Below are 23,221 nucleotides of genomic sequence, written 5' to 3'. Positions count from 1 at the left end.
GCGATAAATCGCTAAAACATAACAATATGCAATGGAGCAAAAGCAATGCTGGATAACTTAAGACGTCGCGAGCAAATAATAGATCTGTTATGCGATCAAGGTAGCGTTCGTGTCGAACCCCTGAGCGTGCATTTTGGCGTCTCAAGCGTCACAATCCGCAATGACTTACGTTATCTCGAGCAGAAAGGCTGCGTCATGCGCTCCTATGGCGGCGCCGTATTAAATCAACACTTTGCCCTCGATCGCCCCTTACAGGACAAAGACCGACTGAACCGCGATGTGAAATCGCGGATTGCCGAAAAAGCGGCCAGTTTTGTGAAAGATGGTGACACGCTGATTCTCGATTCCGGCTCGACCACCACGCTTATTCCTCCATTGCTTAAAAGTCGTCGCGATCTGGTGGTGATGACCAACGCGCTTAACATTGCCTGGGAACTCGCCAATTTTGAACGGGTGGATGTCATGATATTAGGGGGAAATGTCAGGCAAAGCGTTTACTCGCTGTACGGCCCTTCAGCGGAACATCAGCTCAGACAGTATCGGTTTGATAAGCTTTTTTTGGGCGTTGATGGATTTTGTCTGGAGGCCGGGATCACCACGCCGCATCCAGGGGAAGCGCACCTTAACCAGGTGATGTGTCAGGTGGCGCAGGAGGTTACGGTCGTCGCGGATTCCAGCAAGTTCGGCCGCAAAAGTTTTTGTATGATCAGTGAAATCAGCGGTATTGACCGGGTAATTACCGACAGCGGTATCCCGGAACATTACCATCAGGCGCTCAGCCAGATGGGGGTGGATGTCGTTATTGTGGATGAATAAGGGAGAACGCCGGCAAAAGCGTGTTTTGCCGGCGATCGCTTAGTGCATCAGTGCATCCTGTTCGACCAGCAACAGGGCGGCGCCGCGTACGCCGCTGGACGCGCCATGCACGGCCGGGAAGACATTCGCGGGGGCCAGTCCGGGGAAGAGATAGCGCGACATGGCGCCTGGCAATAAGGTGTAAATTTCCTCAATGTTGGAGACGCCGCCGCCCAGAACAAAGGCGTCAACATCCAGAATGAGCTGCAACTGCGCCAGCGTACAGCCCAGCATATCAATCCACGCCTCAACCGTGACGACGGCGCTGGCGTTGCCATGACGGTAGTTTTCCAGCAGCGTTTCCATTTTGAGCTGTTCCCCGCTGAAGTGCTTATGCAGCCAGAGTAAACCGGGACCGGACTGATAGCGCTCCAGACAGCCCTTTAAGCCGCAGCCGCACGTGATCTCCGGCAGGTTATAACGGCGCATAAAGGTGGCGGGCAGCGGTAAATGCCCAAACTCGCTGGCCATCCGGTTGCGCCCACGATACAACTGCCCGTCGATCACCAGTCCTCCGCCCATGCCGGTGCCGATAATGGCGCCAAAGATTCGCGAGAACTGACGAGCCTGCTGGGTATGCGCCTCCGACAGCGCGAAGCAGCAGCAATCATTGTCCAGGGCCACCGAGCGGTTGAGTCGGTGCGCCAGATCGTCCATCACCTGCCGTCCGGTCAGGCAGGGGACGTTTGACGACAGCAGCTTTCCGGTATGCCTGTCCATCAGCCCTGGCATGCCAATGCCTATTTTACCCTGCATTCCCGTTGCCCAGTCGGCGGTATCGATGAGCGAGGTAAAGGTCGAGAGAAAGAGTTCGTAATCCTGAACCGGCGTGGCTACGCGCTTGCGCCAGCAAACCTGCATTTCCTTATCAAAGGCGACAATTTCAGTTTTTGTGCCGCCAATATCAACACCGTAAAACATGCCACATCTCCTCGAACTTCACAGTGTAACCAGACAGTTTTCCTTGCGAGCGCGCTCTGCAGCAAAGACCATTAAGTGACTTTCCAGCGATTCATCCGGGCCGGAGAGAATCATACTTTGATCGCCCGCCATCACGGCGTGAATAAAGCGATCCATCAGATAGTAATCCCCGCCGCCATGGCCTCCCATCTGGGTCTGCGTGCCTGCGGCGATCTCATCGATCGTGTAGAGCGTCTCGCTGTCCGTCAGAAAATCAAACACCCGGATCTGCTCGCCATTGCCCTCGAGATAGCCTTTCGTACCGAAAAGACGCGTCTTTCGATCTTCCATACGGGTAAAGGCGGTCATGGTGAACGTCACGGTTTGCTGATGCGCGAAACGCAAGTTGACCACCTGATGATCCACCACGTCGTTATCGCAGCGATAAACGCAGCGGCCATACGGACCCTCGCGCAGCGCCTGACGGACGTTTTCCTCGGTGGGATCCGCCGTCAGCACGCGACGGAAATGTGGCGTGCATTTGTGATCCTCACCAAGATAAATTTTGCAGGCTGACCAGGGGCAGGTCGCCTCAACCTGGCAATCCAGGCAGCGGTCGGCGGCGCCCTCCGGCTGATTCTCCTTCACGAAATGACTCAGGTTGCCAAATGAGGTCACATCCTGACAGTGATCGCCCATGATGTAGCGGATCCAGTCCATATCGTGGCAGGATTTCTGTAACAGCATGAACGACGATTCCGCTTCGTTACGCCAGTTACCGCGAACGAAAGAGTGCGCCTGGTGCCAGTAACCTACCGGCTCGAGATGCTGCATGCTGACGATATCGCCAATCACCCCGCTGTCGAGCAGGGACTTGAGTTTTTGCGTGTAGCGGGTGTAGCGCAGAACGTGGGCGACACCCAATAAGACGTTGTTGCGCTTCACCGCAGCAATAATGGTGCGGCAATCTTCCGGCGTGGGGGCGATCGGTTTTTCCAGCAAAATATGATAGCCGAGGTCGGCAAACGCGACGGCAGGTTCTTTGTGCATCGTATCCTGAGTACAAATCAGTACGACGTCTGCCATTCGCGGGCGGGCCGCCGCCTCTTTCCAGTCGCGAAAGATGTTTTCCTGCTCAATTTTATGCTGAGCGACAAATTGTTGGCGATACGCGTCTCTGGGTTCCGCCACGCCGACCACCTGCATGCGGTCCGGATGCTCAAGCGCGTAGCGAGAATAGATTTCGCCGCGCGCGCCTGCACCCACCACTAACACAGTCACTTTCTTTGCACACATATAAGCCTCTCATTTTGCCCTCGCCTGAATTCGCGTTGTTCTGCGCCGTGGGGCATTAAAAAAATAAACTGAAATTTCTTGCGATTGCTGATGACGTTTGCGCCATCAGGCTCCGGCTAAATTCTCTTCATCCTGCTTATCGAATAAAAAGGCGGCTTCGAGATTGAATTTCACCTTGATCGATTCGCCGGGCAGCGGACTCCAGTCCGGTGACGAATTGACTCGCAGGATCATTTGCTGTGCGCCGATATCGAAATGCAGGAGATCTTCATTGCCCATTCTTTCCACGTTGGTGATCCGGGCGTCGAAAGCCGCAGGATCATTGTGCTGCGCCAACTGAATCGCCTCCGGACGAATGCCAAACCAGACGCTGTCGTGCGGATAATTCGTCAGTTGGGAGGCCAGTCGCGCGGTTAAGGGCAAGGTCAGCGCGTCATCCAGACGGAGTCCGTGCGTAGCCGGGTCGAGCGCCAGAAGATGGATATTCATCGCCGGATTACCAATAAAGCCCGCCACGAATTTATTCTTTGGCTGATGGTAGATATTGCCCGGCGTGTCGACCTGCATGATCCGTCCACCGTTGAGCACGCAAATGCGGTCACCCATGGTCATCGCTTCAATCTGATCGTGTGTGACATACACCATTGTCGCGTTCACCCCTTCGTGACGCAGTTGGCGGTGAAGTTCGGTCAGGCGCACGCGCATCGATACGCGCAGTTTGGCGTCGAGATTGGACAACGGCTCATCAAACAAAAACACCTCAGGCTTACGTACAATGGCCCTGCCAACGGCAACGCGCTGACACTGGCCCCCTGAAAGTTGACCGGGTTTTTTATCGAGAAGCGCTTCGATTTCCAGTTTGCGCGCGGCTTCCCGCACGCGAACCTCTATCTCCTGCTTGTCCATTTTGCCCTGCAGGCTGAAGGCCATATTTTTGTAGATTGTCATGTGGGGATAGAGGGCATAGTTTTGAAAAACCATCGCCACGCCACGTTCTTTTGGCAGCAGGTCGTTGACGCACCGTTCGCCAATTGAAATATGGCCATGAGTAATCTCTTCCAGACCGGCGATCATGCGCAGTAACGTTGATTTTGCGCAGCCAGATGGCCCGACAAAAACCATAAATTCGCCATCGTGAATTTCAAGGTCAACGCCATGAATCGCCTGGAAGCCATTCGGATAGATTTTGCCTACTGACTGTAATTGAATGCCTGACATAACAATGCCCCTTATCCTTTAATTCCGGCACCGGCGATGCCACGAATGAAATAGCGCTGGAAGAAAATATAAAGTAACAACATGGGGATAATCGCGAGCAACGCCCCCGCCATGAGCATGGGATACTCCACCCCGGCGCGACCTGAGAGCGAGGCCAGGCCCACCGGCAGCGTCATTTTGTCCATTGAGGTATTGACGATGAGCGGCCACATTAAGTTATTCCAGCTCCACAACCCGTTAATAATGACGCAGGCGATAATCCCCGGTTTAATCAGCGGCAGCATGATTTTGAAAAAGATCGTTAAATGGTTATAGCCATCCATAATGGCCGCTTCTTCCAGCTCTTTCGGTACGGACAGAAAAAACTGACGCAATAAAAAGGCGCTATAAATACTGAATAATCCCGGCAGCACCAGACCTGGAATTGAGTTCAGCAGACCTATTTTCTCGATCGTTAAAAACTGCGGGATCAAAAAGATCTGTCCGGGAACCATCAGAATCGAAATGCAGAGCATAAAGAGAAGATCGCGCCCTTTAAAACGCAGGCGGGAGAAACCATACGCCGCCATCGCGGCAATCAGCGTCTGTAAGATGACGATAACCAGCGTGGAAACGATCGAGTTAAAATAAAAGCTGCCGAATGGCATCTCATGCAAGATTTTATCGTACGCCTCAAACCCCGGATTGGCGGGCAGCAGGATCGGCGGAAAGGCAATACTTTCCGCCTGGGTTTTAAACGAGGTGATGATCATCCAGATAAAGGGAACCACCGTGACCAGCGTCGCCAGGATCATCAGGCCATAAATCAGCCATTTTTCACGTTTTGTCATGAACATAGTGGTTGCCTTACTGTGCTTTAAGCCGTTTGCCTATCCATATCTGCAGCAGGGTCAGTACCATCGTGATAACGAAAATCACCACGGCAATCGCGGAGGCGTACCCTTTTTCATGGTAGATAAAGGCGTATTTATAAAAGAGGTAAGCGATAGTCATGGTCTGCTCGTCCACCATCGAAGAACTGCCAAACAGCAGATACACCACATCGAATATTTGCAGCGTTTCGATAAACGAAATCACCAGAACAAAGAACAGCGTCGGGATCATTAACGGCAGGGTAATAGACCAGAAGCCGCGCAGTTTACTGATGCCATCCAGGGACATGGCTTCATAAATCTGCTTCGGGATCCCCTGCAATCCGGCGAGCAGAATGATCATCTTCAGGGCGATAGCCGACCAGATAATGACCAGTGAGGCGCTCAGACGGACAATATCCGGATCGGACAGCCAACCAATGGCGGGAATATCGAAATAAGCCAGGATCTGATTGAGCAAACCGAAATTACGGTTCATCAACCACTGCCAGACCATCGCAATGGCGGCAGGCATCGTGACGGCCGGAAGAAATAACAGCGTACGGAACAGCCACTGACCGCGAATTGCCTGGTTTAAACCAATCGCCAGCAGTAAAGACAGGACCGTGATCACCGGTACACAGATAAAGACATAGGCCAGTGTATTAACGATCGCCGAACGGAATTCATCATCGCTGAATAAATTAATGTAATTATCCAGACTGATTGTCGTCCAGATCTGAAACTCGCCCAGATCGGTAAAACTGTAAAATACGTTCTGGAAGAACGGCGTAAAGTAAAAAATAACTAATCCTGCCAACAGCGGCAGAATCATTATCCACCCCCAGAAACGTTCTTCTTTTTCCAGTCGGGTCAGGGATTTTTTATGGGGTTCCCTGGCCGATAACGGCGGGGATGCCGCTTCATCTGAATAGCTCATACAGACTCCGGGATGCTCACTTTACAAACAATTAATGGGTTAACGCAGGAGAGGTGAGAGGGAGCAAGGCTCCCTCACTATTATTTCTGCATTTCACGCTCAACGCGTTTTGCGACACCCGGCATAACCTGTTGCGGATCATTTCCCATCCAGACTTTTTTCAGCCCGTCGTTGAGAATGCTATTCCATTTCGCGGTATTGGATCCGGCGGTGGGATATTTATGAGAAAATGCCAGTGAATCGATATAGGCGGAAACATCAACATCCTTAAAGCCTTCCGCCCACGCTTTGGCGACTTTCTGATTGGCCGGAATCACCACTTTGCCCGCCGCCAGCGTTTGCTGCGCATGTTCTGAACTCATAAATTCAATGAATTTCCAGGCGGCCTCTTTATGCTGGCTTTTGGCCGACATGGCGAATGCCAGGCTATGAGAGACGCCAGCCTGTTCTGCCATTTTGGGCATCGGGACTACGCCGACATGATCGTTAATCAGTTCGTTCTGCGAGAACGGCAGCGCCCACCAGGAGCCCGCGTAGATCATCGCCACCCGGTTGGACTGGAAGACGTCGGCGGCTTTCATTTCGCCTGGCGGCTGGAGCAATCCTGCCTTCAGCATTCCCTGAACGTCGCGATACATGGCGATCGCGTTGTCGCTGGCAACGTCCGTTTTACCCTCTGGCAGGACAATCTGAGTGCCGGCCTGGAGCAGCAGGTTAAAGTAACTGTCCTGACCGCTGCCGAGATCCATCGCCAACGGATAAGAATGCTGATCCAGATTTTTACGTAACTGTTCCGATTTCTGTTTTAAATCGTCCCACGTCCAGTTTTTATCGGGATAGGTTACGCCAGCCTGATCAAACATTTTTTTGTTATACCAGACGGCAATCGCGTCGATATCACGTGGAATAGCGTATTGCGCAGATTGGTACTGATAAGCATCGACAGAGCTTTTCACGAAATCATCAAGATTTGGTGATGATTTGTCTTTTAAATAAGGGGTCAGTGGTTCCAGCATGCCGTTTTTAACGTACTGCTGAAAATTCGGCATATTCATCCAGAATACATCCGGCGCCACATTTCCCCCGACCGCTGAACTGAGTTTTATGAAATATTGATCATAGGGCGTTAGTTCAATTTCAACTTTCACACCGGGATTGTTTTTTTCAAACTCATTAACCAACTGCTGTTCGCCGGGAAGTTGATTTCGATCCCATAGCGTGTAGCGTAATTTAACGGGTTTATCTGTCGTCTGGCCTTCTGCACTGGCAACCGCCGGCGCGGCCAGTAAACAGGAAAAAAGGCATGCCAGGGCGACATTATTTTTATTCAAGGTATACATAACTTCCCTCTTTATTCGGGTCAGAATGTCGGTGAGGTAAATTACAGAAGCCATTGAATCTTGTGTTTAACAAAGGGGAAAGTCAAAGGGGGAAAAATGAGGGAATTATCGCATTAAAACAGCCCGGCTTTTCGGTAGGTTTCTCTTTTATCAAAACGAAAAGAGGGCGAAAAGAGAGGGCTCAGACATTATTCTTTCTTTCAACGGGTTAGGATTTTTACACCAACGAAAATCGAAAAATGGCGGGCGAAAAATTAACCTTCAAAACTGCGAGCACTATCACCTTATCTTTCGCGGACAGAAAAGAAAAAACGGGGATTAATCCCCGTTTTCTCGGTTGCTTTCGTTTCGAAAATATCAGGTCACTGGCGCCGGGTTAAATACGGCCAGCTGATTGTGAAGTCCCCATTGATCGGAGAACGTTTTCTTACGGCCGCTGGCGACATCGAGAATAAACTCAAACAGTTTCTGACCGACTTCCTCAATGGTCTCTTCGCCCGTGGCGATGGTGCCCGCATTGATATCCATTAAATCGTACCAGCGATTTGCCAGTTCGGTACGGGTTGCCATCTTAATCACCGGCACGGCCATCAGGCCGTAGGGGGTACCGCGACCCGTGGTGAACACCTGGACGGTGATCCCGGACGCGACCTGCTGTGTGCCGCAGACAAAATCGCTGGCGGGCGTTGCGGCATAAATCAGACCGCGTTTGGTCGGGCGCTGACCCGGAGAGAGCACTTCGACAATCGCGCTTTTACCGGATTTCGCAATTGAGCCCAGCGCTTTTTCCACCACATTCGCCAGACCACCTTTTTTGTTACCCGGGGAGGGGTTAGCGCTGCGATCGGTTTTCCCCATATCGAGATAATTGTCGTACCAGGCCATCTCTTCCAGCAGACGTTTACCCACCTCTTCGTTGATGGTGCGCGGCGTCAGCAGATGAATCGCATCACGCACTTCGGTGACTTCGGAGAACATCACCGTGGCGCCGCAGCGTACCAACAGGTCAGAGGCGTAACCCACCGCCGGGTTCGCCGTCACACCGGAAAACGCATCGCTGCCGCCGCACTGCATGCCGACGACCAGTTCAGAGGCCGGGCAGGTTTCGCGCTGGCGCAGATTCAGCTTAGCCAGATGGCGCTCAGCGACCTGCAGGATATCATCGACCATAGAACGAAAACCTACATGCTTCTCGTCCTGAAGGCTGACGATGCTTGCGCTGTCGACCGGAATACTTTGCACATCGTCAGTACCTTCCAGTAAACGCTCCGGCTGTAGTTTTTCACAGCCCAGGCCAATGACCATCACTTCGCCGCCAAAGTTTGGGTTCAGCGAGATGTTATGGATGGTACGAATCGGCACCACGGCTGCCGGAGCGTTAATTGCCACGCCGCAACCGTACAGGTGGTTAAGTCCGACCACACCATCGACGTTCGGGTATTTAGGCAGCAGATCGCGCTCAATGATTTTGACGACATAATCCACCACGCCCGCCACGCAGTGCACGCTGGTGGTGATACCGAGCAGATTCTTGGTGCCTACGCTACCATCGGCGTTGCGGTACCCTTCAAAGGTATAGCCTTCCAGCGGCGGCAACGGTTCCGGTACTTTGGTCGCCAGTGGCAGAGTGTTCAACGGCGGCGCTTTCGGTAGCTCAACCATGGATTCATCAATCCAGCTTCCGCGTGCAATGTCGCGCATGGCGTAGCCGATCACTTCACCGTAACGTACGATTTCGCCATGAACCGGAATATCCACCAGCGCGACTTTATGTCCCTGTGGAATATGTTCAATCAGCTCCAGTCCATCCGGGAATCGCGTCCCGGCTTTCAAACCATTGTCATTAACAATGATCGCCACATTATCTGTCTCGTGGACCTTTATATAAAATGCGCTCGGCGATTCTTGTCTGATTTCGATGTTGGCCATTGTCCAGTATTCTCCAGCCGGGGTGATATTAATATAGAGAGATTCTGCGAATCTGATTATTAAAATAAGGAAGATCTGTCGTGAAATAAGGATGTCAGGAGTTCAAAAATAAGAATGTGATCCAGATCACTCGTTATGGCGAAAGCCCTGCTATCAGGGGCAGTAAAGCGTAAATATGTGCATCAGCGCCCAGCGTTATGTGCATTTGCTCAAGATATTATTTGTAATTAACGTTGTTAATGAGCATCTGCACAATGCGTAATGCTTTCCGCCTGATTATACTGAATCACGAAATAAGTATCTGTACTTATTAATAAGCGATAGCGTCTGTCATCAATAAATAATAATAAAAATGTCTGCTTAAGTGCCTGAGGTAAATAAAATGATCCTGGATACAGTTGTAGAAAAAAAGAAAGGTACGCATACCCGCTATTTAATTCTGCTGATAATTTTTATTGTTACAGCGGTTAACTACGCGGACCGGGCGACGCTATCCATTGCCGGTACCGAAGTTGCTAAAGAGTTGCAGTTGAGCGCCGTGTCAATGGGCTACATCTTCTCTGCATTTGGCTGGGCCTACCTGCTGATGCAAATCCCCGGCGGCTGGTTGCTCGATAAGTTTGGTTCGAAAAAAGTTTACACCTACAGCCTGTTCTTCTGGTCGCTGTTCACCTTCCTGCAAGGCTTCGTGGATATGTTCCCGCTGGCCTGGGCGGGGGTTTCCATGTTCTTTATGCGCTTTATGTTGGGGTTCTCGGAAGCGCCTTCGTTCCCGGCAAACGCCCGTATTGTTGCGGCCTGGTTCCCGACCAAAGAGCGTGGAACCGCGTCGGCAATCTTTAACTCTGCTCAGTATTTCTCGCTGGCGCTGTTCTCGCCGCTGCTGGGCTGGTTGACCTTTGCCTGGGGCTGGGAGCATGTCTTCACTGTGATGGGCGTGATCGGGTTTGTCCTGACGGCGTTGTGGGTCAAACTGATTCATAACCCCACCGACCACCCGCGGATGTCCGCAGAAGAGTTGAAGTTCATCTCTGAAAACGGTGCGGTCGTGGATATGGACCACAAAAAACCGGGCAGCGCAGTGGCAAGTGGTCCAAAACTGCATTACATCAAGCAGTTATTGACCAACCGCATGATGCTTGGCGTGTTCTTCGGACAGTATTTCATCAACACTATCACCTGGTTCTTCCTGACCTGGTTCCCGATTTACCTGGTGCAGGAAAAAGGAATGTCGATCCTGAAAGTGGGTCTGGTGGCTTCGATTCCGGCGCTGTGTGGTTTCGCTGGCGGCGTACTGGGCGGCGTGTTCTCGGATTATCTGATTAAGCGCGGTTTTTCTATCACCGTTGCGCGTAAGCTGCCGATTGTGCTGGGAATGCTGCTGGCCTCCACCATCATTCTGTGCAACTACACCGACAACACCGCGCTGGTGGTGACGCTGATGGCGCTGGCCTTCTTTGGTAAAGGATTTGGCGCACTGGGCTGGCCGGTGATTTCAGACACCGCGCCGAAAGAGATTGTGGGCCTGTGCGGCGGAGTATTTAACGTCTTTGGCAACGTGGCGTCTATCGTAACGCCGCTGGTTATCGGTTACCTGGTAAGTGAACTGCATTCCTTCAACGCCGCGCTGGTATTCGTTGGCTGTTCCGCGCTGATGGCCATGGTGTGCTACCTGTTTATTGTCGGTGACATTAAACGTATGGAACTGCAGAAATAATTAACGGTTAAGTGACAAGGTAAAAGTGATGAATAACGACATCTTCCCGAACAAATTCAAAGCAGCGCTGGCTGCGCATCAGATTCAGATTGGCTGCTGGTCAGCGCTGGCAAGCCCCATCAGCACCGAAGTCTTAGGACTGGCGGGCTTCGACTGGCTGGTGTTGGATGGCGAGCATGCGCCAAATGATGTCTCCACCTTTATTCCACAACTGATGGCGCTGAAAGGCAGTTCCAGCGCGCCGGTTGTGCGTGTACCGACCAATGAGCCGGTGATTATCAAGCGTCTGCTGGATATCGGTTTTTACAATTTCCTGATCCCGTTTGTTGAAACAGAAGAAGAGGCGGTGAACGCCGTTGCGTCGACACGCTATCCGCCAGAAGGGATCCGTGGCGTGTCCGTATCGCATCGCGCCAACATGTTTGGTACCGTCCCGGATTACTTCGCGCAGTCCAACAAAAATATCACCATCATTGTGCAGATTGAGAGCCAGCAGGGCGTGGATAACGTCGATGCTATCGCCGCCACCGAAGGCGTCGACGGTATTTTCGTTGGCCCAAGCGATCTGGCTGCGGCGTTAGGTCACCTCGGCAATGCGTCTCATCCTGAGGTGCAGAAAGCCATTCAGCACATCTTTGCCCGTGCAAAAGCGCACGGCAAACCGAGCGGTATTCTGGCGCCGGTTGATGCCGACGCACGTCGCTATCTGGAATGGGGTGCCACGTTTGTTGCTGTCGGCAGCGACCTGGGCGTGTTCCGTTCCGCCACGCAGAAACTGGCTGATTCCTTTAAGAAATAACCACCACCGAAACAAGAGAGATAATTGATATGACTATGAAAGTTGGTTTTATTGGCTTGGGTATCATGGGTAAACCAATGAGTAAAAACCTCCTGAAAGCAGGTTACTCGCTGGTGGTTTCTGACCGTAATCCTGAAGCGATCGCTGACGTTATCGCGGCAGGCGCAGAAACCGCTTCTAACGCCAAAGCGATTGCTGAGCAGTGTGATGTGATCATCACCATGCTGCCAAACTCTCCGCACGTGAAAGAGGTTGCGCTGGGCGAAGGCGGCATTATCGAAGGGGCGAAACCGGGGACGGTACTGATCGATATGAGCTCCATCGCGCCGCTGGCGAGCCGTGAGATCAGCGACGCGCTGAAAGCCAAAGGCATCGATATGCTGGACGCACCGGTGAGCGGCGGTGAGCCGAAGGCGATCGACGGTACGTTGTCGGTGATGGTTGGCGGCGACAAGGCGATTTTCGATAAATACTACGATCTGCTGAAAGCGATGGCGGGATCCGTTGTTCATACCGGTGATATCGGCGCGGGTAACGTTACCAAGCTGGCGAACCAGGTGATTGTGGCGCTGAACATTGCCGCGATGTCTGAAGCGCTGACCCTGGCAACCAAAGCCGGCGTAAACCCGGATCTGGTTTATCAGGCGATCCGTGGTGGCCTGGCGGGCAGCACCGTCCTGGATGCGAAAGCGCCGATGGTGATGGATCGTAACTTCAAGCCCGGTTTCCGTATCGATCTGCACATTAAAGATCTGGCAAACGCGCTGGATACGTCTCACGGTGTTGGCGCTCAGCTTCCGCTGACAGCGGCCGTTATGGAGATGATGCAGGCGCTGCGTGCTGACGGCCTGGGAACCGCCGACCACAGTGCTCTGGCATGCTACTACGAGAAACTGGCGAAAGTGGAAGTCACTCGCTAATGACCTTGTGCCCGGATAGCGCGTCGCAGTCCGGGCCTGGATTGTTGGCCGGATAAGTAAAACGCCATTCGGCGTTGTGCAGTAACAGGCGATCATCATGAAAATCGTAATTGCCCCAGACTCTTATAAAGAAAGCCTCTCTGCTACTGAGGTAGCTCAGGCGATAGAAAAAGGATTTCGGGAAATTTTCCCCGATGCGCAGTATGTTTCCGTTCCGGTCGCCGATGGGGGCGAGGGGACGGTTGAAGCCATGATTGCCGCCACGCACGGTTCTGCACATTCCGCTCTGGTGACCGGACCGCTGGGTGAAAAAGTGAATGCCAACTGGGGCATGTCAGGCGATGGAAAGACCGCGTTTATCGAAATGGCGGCCGCCAGCGGACTGGCGCTGGTTCCCCCCGACAAACGTAACCCCCTGATTACCACTTCTCGTGGCACTGGGGAGCTTATTTTGCAGGCGCTGGACAGTGGGGCAAGCAATATTATTATCGGCATTGGCGGGAGTGCGACCAATGACGGCGGTGCCGGGATGGTTCAGGCGCTGGGTGCGAAGCTGTGTGATGCCAACGGAACTGAAATTGGCTACGGCGGCGGCAGCCTGAACACTCTCAACACCATTGATGTGTCTGGTCTGGATCCGCGCATTAAACAGTGTGCTATTCGCGTTGCCTGTGATGTGACCAATCCACTGGTGGGCGAACAGGGAGCCTCGCGGATCTTCGGTCCGCAAAAAGGGGCGACGGAGCCGCTGATTCTCGAACTGGACCGCAATCTGGCTCACTACGCGGATATCATTAAAAAATCACTGGGTGTGGATGTGAAAAACGTCCCAGGCGCAGGCGCGGCGGGCGGCATGGGGGCGGCGCTGATGGCATTTCTCGGCGCGGAGTTGAAAAGCGGGATTGAGATCGTCACTCAGGCGCTCAATCTGGAAGAACATATTCACGACTGTACGCTGGTTGTGACCGGTGAAGGGCGCATCGACAGCCAGAGCATTCACGGCAAAGTGCCGGTGGGCGTGGCGAACGTGGCGAAGAAATACCACAAGCCGGTGATTGGTATTGCGGGCAGTCTGACGCGGGATGTCGGCGTGGTACATCAATATGGTATCGATGCCGTATTCAGCGTATTGACCAGTATTGGTACTCTGGAAGAGGCCTTTCGCGGCGCATTTGACAACATTTACCGGGCGTCGCGAAACATTGCGGCGACGCTGGCAGTGGGAATGCGCAGTGCAGGGTGACAAGGGCGTGCAAACCCTCTATACTGCGCGCCGAAGCTGACCAGACAGTCGCCGCTTCGTCGTCGTCCCCTTCGGGGGAGACAGGCGGAGGGGAGGAAAGTCCGGGCTCCATAGGGCAGGGTGCCAGGTAACGCCTGGGGGGGAAACCCACGACCAGTGCAACAGAGAGCAAACCGCCGATGGCCCACGCAAGTGGGATCAGGTAAGGGTGAAAGGGTGCGGTAAGAGCGCACCGCGCGGCTGGTAACAGTCCGTGGCACGGTAAACTCCACCCGGAGCAAGGCCAAATAGGGGTTCATAAGGTACGGCCCGTACTGAACCCGGGTAGGCTGCTTGAGCCAGTGAGCGATTGCTGGCCTAGATGAATGACTGTCCACGACAGAACCCGGCTTATCGGTCAGCTTCACTCTTCAAAGAAAACCCCGCTTCGGCGGGGTTTTTGCTTTTGTAGGGTTGTGCGGCGAAGGTCAGATGAATGACTGTCCACGACGCTATACCTGAAAGAAAGCGGCTTATCGGTCAGCTTCACCACTTTAAGAGCTCCGCCATCAGGTGGGGTTTTTGCTTTTGTAGGGTTGGGTGGCGAAGGTCAGATGAATGACTGTCCACGACGCTATACCTGAAAGAAAGCGGCTTATCAGTCAGCTTCACTCTTCAAAGAAAACCCCGCTTCGGCGGGGTTTTTACTTTTATAGGCTGCAAAAACTTACAGGCGGCTACAACGCTGTTGCCTGATGGCGTTTCGCTTATCAGGCCGACGAACAGCACACTAAATCCTCCAGGCCGGATAAGATGCGATAGCATCGCCATCCGGCGTCCCGCGATCAACTTCCCGTCATTAGACAAAACGCGTTTTCTGTAAATCAATGTCGGTTTTCTTGATGGCAGCGCAAAGAACACCGGCACTGGTCACCTCGTTGACTGAGGGTTTAGGTGCAAAACGTAACACTCCCATCCGCCTGTGGCCCTGAATGTCTTACTTATCGCTCTGTCTTCCAGAGCAAAGGAATGCGCTGTGAAAATGAATCTCCACCGCCTCATGTTAATGGGGACGCTGTTTCTTGGTGTCGTACACCCCGCTCTTGCCAACCCTCTCCCGGTGCGGGTGACACCCGCAACCCAGATAAGCCACACCCCGGAACGACAGATCCCTGGACGTATTGAAGCTATCCATACCGTTGAACTTCGGGCCCGGACCGAAGGCGTCATTAACAGGATTCATTTTCGCGACGGACAGTATGTGAATAAAGGGGAGTTGCTGTTTGAACTTGATGACGCAGCCCATCGCGCCACCTTGCGTTTGGCGAAGGCCGAGTTGAGCAGCGTAGAAGCCACATTGCGCCAGTCACAACAACTGCTCACGCGTTATCAGGGGTTGAAGAATAATCACTCCATCAGCCAACAGGACGTCGATAACGCCCGCATGCAGCGTGATGTCAGTCGCGCAGCGGTAGAGCAGGCGAAGGCACGCATAGAAGCCATCAATGTGACGTTGGGATACACACGGATTCATTCGCCGTTGACCGGGCGTATCGGTCATAGCCAATTTCACGTCGGCAGTCTGGTGGGGCCGTCCAGCGGCGTCCTCGCAGAAGTCGTACAGCTCGACCCGGTGCGTATCGCCTTTGCCCTTGAAGAGCACAACTTCGTGATCAAAGCCGATCAGCATGCGGATATCACGGCGATGAAACAGGCCTGGCAGGCGCAGATTGAGGTGGCGGGTGGACGGGAAACTGGTGAACTGACGTCAGTGGATAATCGCGTTGATCCGCGAACCGCCAGCGTCATGCTGCGGGCAGAATTTGCCAATCCCCGCCACCTCCTGTTGCCCGGCGGCAATACCCGGGTTTGGCTGCGCCCGCAAATGGAACAGGAGATCGTGACGCTTCCGGTTGCCGCCATTCAACAAAATAGCGATGGTTTTTTTGCCTGGGTTATTGGCGAGGATGAAAGGGCGGAAAAGCGCCTGTTGACGCTTGCAGAGCAGGTTGATAACCATTTTCAGGTCCTTTCCGGTGTGGCGCCGGGTGAGCTTGTTGTCGTGGAAGGCGCTCAGCGCCTGTTCCCGGGCGCCCCGATCCAGCGACTGAAATAAGGACATGCCATGCTGACGTTTTTTATCCGCCGACCACGCTTTGCGATGGTGATTGCTCTGGTCATCATGATGCTGGGAGGGATCGCCCTCAAACTGATCCCGGTTGAGCAGTATCCACAAATTACCCTCCCGGTCGTGAATGTCAGCGCCAGTTGGCCTGGCGCGAGTGCAGCTGATGTGGCGGAAGCTATCGCCACACCGCTGGAGACACAACTGAACGGCGTAGACCATATGCTCTATATGGAATCGACCAGTTCAGACGAGGGGACCTGGAGCCTGAATATTACCTTTGCGGCAGGCACCGATCCGGATCTCGCGGCGATTGATGTGCAAAATCGGGTGGCGCAGGCTATTGCCCAGTTGCCGTCCGAGGTCCAACAAAATGGTGTACAGGTACGTAAGCGCGCCACCAATCTGATGATGGGGGTCAGTCTTTACTCGCCTGACCAGAGTCATTCACTGTTGTTTGTCAGTAATTACGCCAGTACGCAGGTGCGTGAAGCGCTGGCACGTCTGCCTGGCGTTGGGCAGGTGCAGATGTTCGGGGCGCGTGAGTACAGCATGCGCATCTGGTTGCATCCGGACAAAATGGATGCCCTGAACATCACGTCTGACGATATTGCTCAGTCCCTGCGTGAGCAAAATGTGCAGGGGGCTGCCGGTCAGGTTGGGATGCCTCCCGTCTTCAACGGACAGCAGCAGACCCTGACCATTAATGGGCTGGGGAGACTCACTCAGGCCGACGAGTTTGCCAATGTCATTATTCGTGCCGGAGATCAGGGACAACTGGTGCGTTTAGGCGATATCGCCACGATTGAACTCGGTTCCCGCAGCTACACCTCTGGCGCACAGCTTAATGGTCTTGATTCTGCTTATCTGGGGATCTATCCCACGCCGTCGGCGAACGCCCTGCGCGTCGCGGGAGAAGTGCGAACGGAGCTGGCGCGATTAGCGAAGCAGTTTCCGGATGGACTCACCTATGACGTCAAATTTGATACCACACGTTTTGTGGCGGCAACCATTAAAGAGATTGGCGTCTCGCTGGCGTTGACCCTGCTGGCGGTGGTGGCGATTGTATCGCTGTTTCTGCAAAGCTGGCGGGCGACTCTGATTGTCGCCGTCGCGATTCCGGTCTCGCTGATTGGCACCTTTGGCATGCTTTATGCCCTGGGCTATTCGGCGAACACGTTGAGCCTGTTTGCCATTATTCTGGCGCTGACCATGGTTGTGGACGATGCGATCGTGGTTGTCGAAAACGTGGAATCGCTGATGGCGGAAGGGATGGAGCGTCGTGCCGCCACCGCGCAGGCATTACGTCAGATCGCCGGCCCGGTGATCGCCACCACCCTTGTGCTGTTGGCGGTCTTTGTTCCCGTGGCGATGCTACCGGGGATTGTCGGGGAACTTTATCGTCAGTTTGCGGTGACGCTCTCCACGGCAGTGGCGTTATCCAGTCTGGTGGCACTAACCCTGACGCCAGCATTGTGTGCGATGCTGTTGCGCCCACGCCCGGCGCGTCCGGCAGCGATTTATCGCTATTTTAATGTCGGACTGGATGCCGTTCGGGGTGGCTATGCGAGCGTCGTCGATGCCATGAATCGCCGCCCGTGGTACGCGCTATTGGCGACATCGGCAGTGGCTGCTTTGATTGCCGTTGCGCTGTTGTCCATGCCAAAAAGCTTCCTGCCGCAGGAAGATCAGGGCTACTTTTTTGCCAGCGTACAGTTACCGGAAGCGGCATCGCTTGAGCGTACGGAGCGCGTGATGGCCAGCGCCCGGGAGATTATTGCGGCGAATCCAGCAGTTGCGGATGTGGTGCAGGTTTCCGGGTTTAACATTCTCAATGGTACGGCTGGTTCTAATGGCGGATTTATCTCCGTTATGCTTAAAGACTGGGGGCAGCGTCCCGCGTTGTCCACCGTCATGCAGTCCCTGCAACACCAGCTCATGGCGTTACCTGAAGCGACGATCATGACCTTTGCACCTCCAGCGTTACCTGGACTCGGTAATGCAGCTGGTTTCGACTTGCGCATTCAGGCTCAGGCCGGACAGCCTTCACAAGAACTTGAAAGGGTGACAAATCAGATTTTGCAGATAGCGAATCAACACCCGCAGCTTCGCCATGTTTTTACCACCTGGAGCAGCACGGTGCCGCAATTGACCTTAACTGTCGATCGCGAGCGAGCGGCCAGTCTGGATGTGCCGGTCTCCCGTATTTTCAGCAGTCTGCAAACCGCGTTCAGCGGCACGCGCGCCGGGGATTTCAGTGTGAATAACCGTGTCTATCATGTCGTGATGCAAAACGACATGCCGTGGCGCGAACGGGCCGATCAGATTCGCGATCAGTTCGTTCGCAGCAACAGTGGCGAGCGCGTGCGCCTGAGTCATCTGGTCACCGTTACGCCCACCGTGGGCGCCCCCTTCCTGCAACAGTATAACCAGTTCCCGTCTGTCTCTGTGAGCGGCTCCGCCGCACCTGGCGTCAGCAGTAGTACGGCGATGACCGTGATGGAGCAAATTCTCGCAGAGAATCTGCCCACAGGCTATCACTACGCCTGGAGTGGGATCTCCTTACAGGAGCGGCAGTCAGGCAATCAGGCAGTGTGGATCCTGATCGCCGCTGTGGTAATGGCATGGTTGTTTCTGGTCGCCCAGTATGAAAGCTGGACGCTTCCGGCGAGCGTGATGTTGTCGGTACTGTTTGCGATCGGCGGGGCGTTGATAACACTGTGGCTACTGGGGCTGGCAAACGATGTGTATGTGCAAATCGGTTTGGTCTTGCTCATCGCGCTGGCCGCTAAGAATGCCATATTGATCGTTGAGTTCGCCCGCGTGCGCCGCGAAAGCGGATTATCCGTGCTTGAGGCGGCAAAAGAAGGCGCGGCGCGCCGTTTCCGTGCGGTCATGATGACTGCCGTTTCCTTTATCATTGGCGTTCTGCCATTGATGCTGGCAACCGGTGCCGGGGCTCAGAGTCGTCGCATTATCGGGACCACGGTATTCAGTGGAATGGTTATGGCGACAGTCGTGGGGATCCTCTTTATTCCTGCGCTATATGTGCTATTTCAGCGACTGCGTGAATGGGGACATTCACTGGGCCGATAAAGAGATTTCTGGTTCTGTGAGCATCAACACAAAACGCTGCCAGTGATGACTTTGGCAAGAGAAACGAAAAGCAAACGTTCTCTTGTCTAAAATTACACACTAAAAAAAAGGAAAATGTCAGTGTTAACACGTTGTTGTAAATGATAACTGTTTGTGTGCTTATATTTAATTAATGATAAATTCAATGTTTCTTTACAAACAAATAAGGCAAAAAAACGTGATGTATAACGTTATTTAACCCAACTTATGTCCTGGATCTAATTATATTTGATAAATTACTTATTAAATTTAATGAACAAATTGACCATTAACTACGCGATAATTGCTTGAAATATCGTCATTCCTCATTTTTAGATGTGAGGGAAAAATAACGTGTGTTATCGCCATAAAATATAGTTATCCCCCCCTATTTTTTTGACAAAAATCAGACTAAAGTGACATGGTATTTGTATAACCAATTGAATATAAATGATTTATTTATTTACAAATAACCCCTTGAAATATAGGTGAAGGCAATTTGTGAGTGGTCGCACATATCCTGCTTCATGTAATTTGTTACACTTCACGCCGTCAACAAAGTTATTAACGCAGGTCGATATGAATACGTTTGCTCTCCCAAAAACACAGCAGTTGGTGGTCTTTCAGGAAGTAATCAGAAGCGGTTCTATCGGTTCTGCGGCAAAAGAATTAGGGTTAACTCAGCCAGCTGTTAGTAAAATCATTAACGATATTGAAGCTTATTTTGGCGTTGAGTTGGTGGTTCGCAAAAATACCGGCGTCACCTTAACCCATGCCGGGCAGGTTTTACTCTCCTGGTCCGAATCCATCACCCGTGAGATGAAAAACATGGTGAATGAGATGAACAGCATGACCGACAACACGGTGGTTGATATCTCATTCGGGTTTCCTTCGCTGATTGGCTTTACCTTTATGTCCGATATGATCCAGAAGTTCAAAGAGGTCTACCCAAAATCACAGGTCTCCATGTATGAGGCGCAACTCTCCTCATTCCTGCCGGCGATCCGCGACGGGCGACTGGACTTCGCGATTGGTACGCTCAGCGATGAAATGAAATTGCAGGATCTGCACGTCGAGCCGCTCTTTGAGTCGGAGTTCGTGCTGGTGGCGAATAAGTCCCGAACATGCACCGGCACCACCACACTGGAATCGTTGCAGAACGAACAGTGGGTGTTGCCACAAACGAATATGGGCTACTACAGCGAACTCCTCACCACCCTGCAAAGAAATGGCATCAGCATCGAAAACATCGTTAAAACCGACTCTGTTGTGACCATTTACAATCTTGTTCTCAATGCTAATTTTTTGACCGTCATCCCGTGCGATATGGCCGCACCTTTTGGTTCGAACCAGTTTATTACTCTCCCTGTAGAAGAATCGTTACCCATTGCGCGCTATGCCGCAATATGGTCAAAAAACTATCGTATTAAAAAAGCCGCATCGGTTTTGGTTGAATTAGCCAAAGAATATTCATCTTATAAAGGTTGCAGACGAAAGCAATTAATTGAAATTAACTAACAGATTAAATTTAATTTAATCCTCAATTCATACCATCGTTCTTAATATCAGACGTTGGTTACGGCTATCTATTACTTTACTATCAGGTAAGAGGTTACAATGCACATTACTTACGATCTCCCGGTTGCCATTGAAGATATCCTCGAAGCAAAAAAACGACTGGCGGGGAAAATATATAAAACAGGCATGCCGCGCTCAAACTATTTTAGTGAGCGGTGCAAAGGGGAAATATTCCTTAAGTTTGAAAACATGCAGCGTACCGGCTCATTTAAAATTCGTGGCGCATTTAACAAACTCAGTTCATTGACGGATGCGGAAAAACGCAAAGGCGTTGTCGCGTGTTCAGCGGGTAACCACGCTCAAGGGGTTTCCCTCTCCTGTGCGATGCTGGGCATTGATGGCAAAGTGGTGATGCCGAAGGGCGCGCCGAAATCGAAAGTGGCCGCTACCTGCGACTACTCGGCGGAAGTGGTGCTGCACGGCGATAACTTCAACGACACCATCGCCAAGGTCAGTGAGATTGTCGAAATGGAAGGGCGTATTTTTATCCCACCCTATGACGATCCGAAAGTCATTGCCGGCCAGGGCACTATCGGTCTGGAAATTATGGAAGACCTGTATGACGTCGATAACGTGATTGTTCCTATCGGCGGCGGCGGTTTAATCGCCGGTATTGCTATTGCCATAAAATCTATTAACCCGACCATTAAAGTGATTGGCGTGCAGTCTGAAAACGTACACGGCATGGCGGCGTCTTATCAGGCTGGAGAAATAACCACGCACCGAACGACCGGCACCCTGGCGGATGGTTGTGATGTTTCCCGCCCGGGTAAATTAACTTACGAAATTGTGCGTGAATTAGTGGATGACATTGTCCTGGTCAGCGAAGACGAAATTCGTAACAGCATGATTGCTTTAATTCAACGCAACAAAGTGGTGACAGAAGGTGCAGGCGCACTGGCATGTGCTGCTTTATTAAGCGGGAAATTAGATGCCTATATCCAGAACAGAAAAACGGTCAGCATTATTTCTGGCGGCAATATCGATCTTTCCCGTGTATCGCAAATTACGGGTTTAGCAGACGCATAAACCCGGCTATTAATCTCTTCGTTGAGGATAGGATATGAGTACTACTGACAGCATTGTATCCAGCCAGACAAAACAGTCGTCCTGGCGTAAATCAGACACCACCTGGACACTGGGTTTATTTGGTACTGCCATCGGCGCCGGGGTGTTGTTCTTCCCCATCCGCGCAGGATTTGGCGGTTTAATCCCCATTCTTTTGATGTTGGTACTGGCGTACCCCATCGCGTTTTATTGCCACCGTGCGCTGGCGCGTCTGTGTCTGTCCGGGTCAAACCCGTCCGGCAACATCACGGAAACGGTTGAAGAGCACTTTGGTAAGACGGGCGGCGTGGTCATCACGTTCCTCTATTTCTTCGCGATTTGTCCGCTGCTGTGGATTTATGGCGTCACCATTACCAACACGTTCATGACGTTCTGGGAAAACCAGTTACAGATGCCGGCGCTGAACCGTGGTTTTGTGGCACTGTTCCTGCTGCTGCTGATGGCGTTCGTTATCTGGTTTGGTAAGGATCTGATGGTTAAAGTGATGAGCTACCTGGTATGGCCGTTCATTGCCAGCCTGGTGCTGATCTCGCTGTCGCTGATCCCTTACTGGAACTCTGCGGTGATCGATCAGGTCGATATCAGTAATATCGCCTTAACCGGTCACGATGGCATTCTGGTCACCGTGTGGCTGGGGATTTCCATCATGGTGTTCTCGTTCAACTTCTCGCCGATCGTTTCGTCTTTCGTGGTCTCTAAGCGTGAAGAATACGAGAAAGATTTTGGCCGTGAATACACCGAGCAGAAATGTTCTCAGATCATCTCTCGCGCCAGCATGCTGATGGTCGCTGTGGTCATGTTCTTCGCCTTTAGCTGCCTGTTCACGCTCTCTCCGGCAAACATGGCAGATGCGAAAGCACAGAACATTCCGGTATTGTCTTATCTGGCAAACCACTTCGCTTCCCTGTCCGGAACGAAGTCGACTTTCGCCACCGTGCTGGAATATGGCGCCTCGATTATTGCGCTGGTTGCCATCTTCAAATCCTTCTTCGGTCACTACCTGGGAACGCTGGAAGGGCTGAATGGTCTGGTGCTGAAGTTCGGTTACAAAGGCGATAAAACGAAGGTTTCCTCCGGCAAACTTAACACCATCAGCATGATCTTCATCATGGGGTCTACCTGGATTGTGGCTTACGCCAACCCGAACATTCTGGACCTGATTGAAGCGATGGGCGCGCCAATTATTGCCTCACTGCTGTGCCTGCTGCCGATGTATGCCATTCGTAAGGCACCGTCGCTGGCGAAATACCGTGGCCGTCTGGATAACGTGTTTGTCACCGTCATCGGTCTGCTGACCATTCTGAATATCGTGTATAAACTGTTTTAATCCTTAAGCTCAGGATGAGCGG

Annotated in this window: 17 protein-coding genes and 1 other RNA gene; 11 read left to right on the top strand and 7 right to left on the bottom strand. The window is 52.4% G+C overall.

The features are described 5' to 3' along the window. Positions 1 to 45 precede the first annotated feature (45 nt). Complete coding sequence (gene agaR, locus WM46_RS16580; protein WP_042998253.1) at positions 46 to 816, top strand: transcriptional repressor AgaR; 771 nt, start codon at positions 46 to 48, stop codon at positions 814 to 816. Positions 817 to 855: 39 nt separating this feature from the next. Here agaR and WM46_RS16575 read toward each other — a convergent pair whose 3' ends face one another. The 7 genes from WM46_RS16575 to garD form a co-directional block, all read right to left on the bottom strand. After that, positions 856 to 1,776, bottom strand: coding sequence for an ROK family protein (locus tag WM46_RS16575; protein ID WP_102602853.1), 921 nt, complete (start codon positions 1,774 to 1,776; stop codon positions 856 to 858). A gap of 18 nt (positions 1,777 to 1,794) precedes the next feature. Next, complete coding sequence (locus WM46_RS16570; RefSeq protein ID WP_102602852.1) at positions 1,795 to 3,051, bottom strand: Gfo/Idh/MocA family protein; 1,257 nt, start codon at positions 3,049 to 3,051, stop codon at positions 1,795 to 1,797. A gap of 105 nt (positions 3,052 to 3,156) precedes the next feature. Further along, positions 3,157 to 4,269 carry an ABC transporter ATP-binding protein gene (locus tag WM46_RS16565; RefSeq protein ID WP_102602851.1) on the bottom strand — a complete coding sequence of 371 codons (1,113 nt, stop codon included), beginning with the start codon at positions 4,267 to 4,269 and terminating at the stop codon, positions 3,157 to 3,159. 11 nt (positions 4,270 to 4,280) lie between these two features. After that, a complete protein-coding gene (locus tag WM46_RS16560) occupies positions 4,281 to 5,105 on the bottom strand; it encodes a carbohydrate ABC transporter permease (RefSeq protein ID WP_102602850.1) in 825 nt (274 codons plus the stop codon). A 10-nt stretch (positions 5,106 to 5,115) separates the two neighbouring features. Then, the gene (locus WM46_RS16555) at positions 5,116 to 6,060 is read right to left on the bottom strand and encodes a carbohydrate ABC transporter permease (protein WP_102602849.1); all 945 of its coding nucleotides are present in this window, start codon (positions 6,058 to 6,060) and stop codon (positions 5,116 to 5,118) included. A gap of 80 nt (positions 6,061 to 6,140) precedes the next feature. Continuing rightward, positions 6,141 to 7,400, bottom strand: coding sequence for an ABC transporter substrate-binding protein (locus WM46_RS16550; protein WP_061070612.1), 1,260 nt, complete (start codon positions 7,398 to 7,400; stop codon positions 6,141 to 6,143). Between the two features lie 357 nt (positions 7,401 to 7,757). Next, the gene (gene garD, locus WM46_RS16545; protein ID WP_102602848.1) at positions 7,758 to 9,329 is read right to left on the bottom strand and encodes a galactarate dehydratase; all 1,572 of its coding nucleotides are present in this window, start codon (positions 9,327 to 9,329) and stop codon (positions 7,758 to 7,760) included. Between the two features lie 382 nt (positions 9,330 to 9,711). Between garD and garP the strand changes: the two genes are divergently transcribed. The 10 genes from garP (at position 9,712) to tdcC (ending at position 23,199) form a co-directional block, all read left to right on the top strand. Beyond that, positions 9,712 to 11,046: a galactarate/glucarate/glycerate transporter GarP gene (gene garP, locus WM46_RS16540; RefSeq protein ID WP_058587539.1), complete on the top strand. Its 1,335-nt coding sequence runs from the start codon at positions 9,712 to 9,714 to the stop codon at positions 11,044 to 11,046. Between the two features lie 28 nt (positions 11,047 to 11,074). Then, positions 11,075 to 11,845, top strand: a complete 771-nt coding sequence (garL, locus tag WM46_RS16535; protein WP_042998245.1) for a 2-dehydro-3-deoxyglucarate aldolase — start codon at positions 11,075 to 11,077, stop codon at positions 11,843 to 11,845. A gap of 29 nt (positions 11,846 to 11,874) precedes the next feature. After that, positions 11,875 to 12,765 (top strand): 2-hydroxy-3-oxopropionate reductase, encoded by an 891-nt coding sequence (gene garR, locus WM46_RS16530; protein ID WP_042325204.1) that lies wholly within the window; start codon positions 11,875 to 11,877, stop codon positions 12,763 to 12,765. A 97-nt stretch (positions 12,766 to 12,862) separates the two neighbouring features. Beyond that, the gene (garK, locus tag WM46_RS16525) at positions 12,863 to 14,008 is read left to right on the top strand and encodes a glycerate 2-kinase (RefSeq protein ID WP_061076219.1); all 1,146 of its coding nucleotides are present in this window, start codon (positions 12,863 to 12,865) and stop codon (positions 14,006 to 14,008) included. Between the two features lie 32 nt (positions 14,009 to 14,040). After that, positions 14,041 to 14,417: RNase P RNA component class A (gene rnpB, locus WM46_RS16520), an RNA gene on the top strand. 612 nt (positions 14,418 to 15,029) lie between these two features. Continuing rightward, the gene (locus WM46_RS16515) at positions 15,030 to 16,103 is read left to right on the top strand and encodes an efflux RND transporter periplasmic adaptor subunit (RefSeq protein ID WP_233628629.1); all 1,074 of its coding nucleotides are present in this window, start codon (positions 15,030 to 15,032) and stop codon (positions 16,101 to 16,103) included. 9 nt (positions 16,104 to 16,112) lie between these two features. Beyond that, the gene (locus WM46_RS16510) at positions 16,113 to 19,208 is read left to right on the top strand and encodes an efflux RND transporter permease subunit (protein WP_102602847.1); all 3,096 of its coding nucleotides are present in this window, start codon (positions 16,113 to 16,115) and stop codon (positions 19,206 to 19,208) included. Positions 19,209 to 19,805: 597 nt separating this feature from the next. Then, the gene (gene tdcA / locus WM46_RS16505; protein WP_061076220.1) at positions 19,806 to 20,744 is read left to right on the top strand and encodes a transcriptional regulator TdcA; all 939 of its coding nucleotides are present in this window, start codon (positions 19,806 to 19,808) and stop codon (positions 20,742 to 20,744) included. Between the two features lie 99 nt (positions 20,745 to 20,843). Then, a complete protein-coding gene (gene tdcB / locus WM46_RS16500; protein WP_042998242.1) occupies positions 20,844 to 21,833 on the top strand; it encodes a bifunctional threonine ammonia-lyase/L-serine ammonia-lyase TdcB in 990 nt (329 codons plus the stop codon). 34 nt (positions 21,834 to 21,867) lie between these two features. After that, a complete protein-coding gene (gene tdcC, locus WM46_RS16495) occupies positions 21,868 to 23,199 on the top strand; it encodes a threonine/serine transporter TdcC (protein ID WP_061076221.1) in 1,332 nt (443 codons plus the stop codon). Positions 23,200 to 23,221 lie beyond the last annotated feature (22 nt).

The organism is Citrobacter freundii complex sp. CFNIH2 (assembly GCF_002880615.1).
GTDB lineage: Bacteria > Pseudomonadota > Gammaproteobacteria > Enterobacterales > Enterobacteriaceae > Citrobacter_A > Citrobacter_A amalonaticus_F.
The sequence above is the reverse complement of the archived record's forward strand: the minus strand, read 5'-3'. Positions and strand labels throughout refer to the sequence as shown.

What these genes read in the sequence shown, in the direction of transcription:
- WM46_RS16550 (WP_061070612.1), bottom strand. Translation starts at nt 7,400, where the DNA reads ATGTATACCTTGAATAAAAATAATGTCGCCCTGGCATGCCTTTTTTCC.
- WM46_RS16560 (WP_102602850.1), bottom strand. Translation starts at nt 5,105, where the DNA reads ATGTTCATGACAAAACGTGAAAAATGGCTGATTTATGGCCTGATGATC.
- garK (WP_061076219.1), top strand. Translation starts at nt 12,863, where the DNA reads ATGAAAATCGTAATTGCCCCAGACTCTTATAAAGAAAGCCTCTCTGCT.
- garR (WP_042325204.1), top strand. Translation starts at nt 11,875, where the DNA reads ATGACTATGAAAGTTGGTTTTATTGGCTTGGGTATCATGGGTAAACCA.
- tdcB (WP_042998242.1), top strand. Translation starts at nt 20,844, where the DNA reads ATGCACATTACTTACGATCTCCCGGTTGCCATTGAAGATATCCTCGAA.
- garP (WP_058587539.1), top strand. Translation starts at nt 9,712, where the DNA reads ATGATCCTGGATACAGTTGTAGAAAAAAAGAAAGGTACGCATACCCGC.
- WM46_RS16575 (WP_102602853.1), bottom strand. Translation starts at nt 1,776, where the DNA reads ATGTTTTACGGTGTTGATATTGGCGGCACAAAAACTGAAATTGTCGCC.
- WM46_RS16570 (WP_102602852.1), bottom strand. Translation starts at nt 3,051, where the DNA reads ATGTGTGCAAAGAAAGTGACTGTGTTAGTGGTGGGTGCAGGCGCGCGC.
- WM46_RS16515 (WP_233628629.1), top strand. Translation starts at nt 15,030, where the DNA reads ATGAATCTCCACCGCCTCATGTTAATGGGGACGCTGTTTCTTGGTGTC.
- garL (WP_042998245.1), top strand. Translation starts at nt 11,075, where the DNA reads ATGAATAACGACATCTTCCCGAACAAATTCAAAGCAGCGCTGGCTGCG.
- garD (WP_102602848.1), bottom strand. Translation starts at nt 9,329, where the DNA reads ATGGCCAACATCGAAATCAGACAAGAATCGCCGAGCGCATTTTATATA.
- WM46_RS16510 (WP_102602847.1), top strand. Translation starts at nt 16,113, where the DNA reads ATGCTGACGTTTTTTATCCGCCGACCACGCTTTGCGATGGTGATTGCT.
- agaR (WP_042998253.1), top strand. Translation starts at nt 46, where the DNA reads ATGCTGGATAACTTAAGACGTCGCGAGCAAATAATAGATCTGTTATGC.
- WM46_RS16565 (WP_102602851.1), bottom strand. Translation starts at nt 4,269, where the DNA reads ATGTCAGGCATTCAATTACAGTCAGTAGGCAAAATCTATCCGAATGGC.
- tdcA (WP_061076220.1), top strand. Translation starts at nt 19,806, where the DNA reads ATGAATACGTTTGCTCTCCCAAAAACACAGCAGTTGGTGGTCTTTCAG.
- tdcC (WP_061076221.1), top strand. Translation starts at nt 21,868, where the DNA reads ATGAGTACTACTGACAGCATTGTATCCAGCCAGACAAAACAGTCGTCC.
- WM46_RS16555 (WP_102602849.1), bottom strand. Translation starts at nt 6,060, where the DNA reads ATGAGCTATTCAGATGAAGCGGCATCCCCGCCGTTATCGGCCAGGGAA.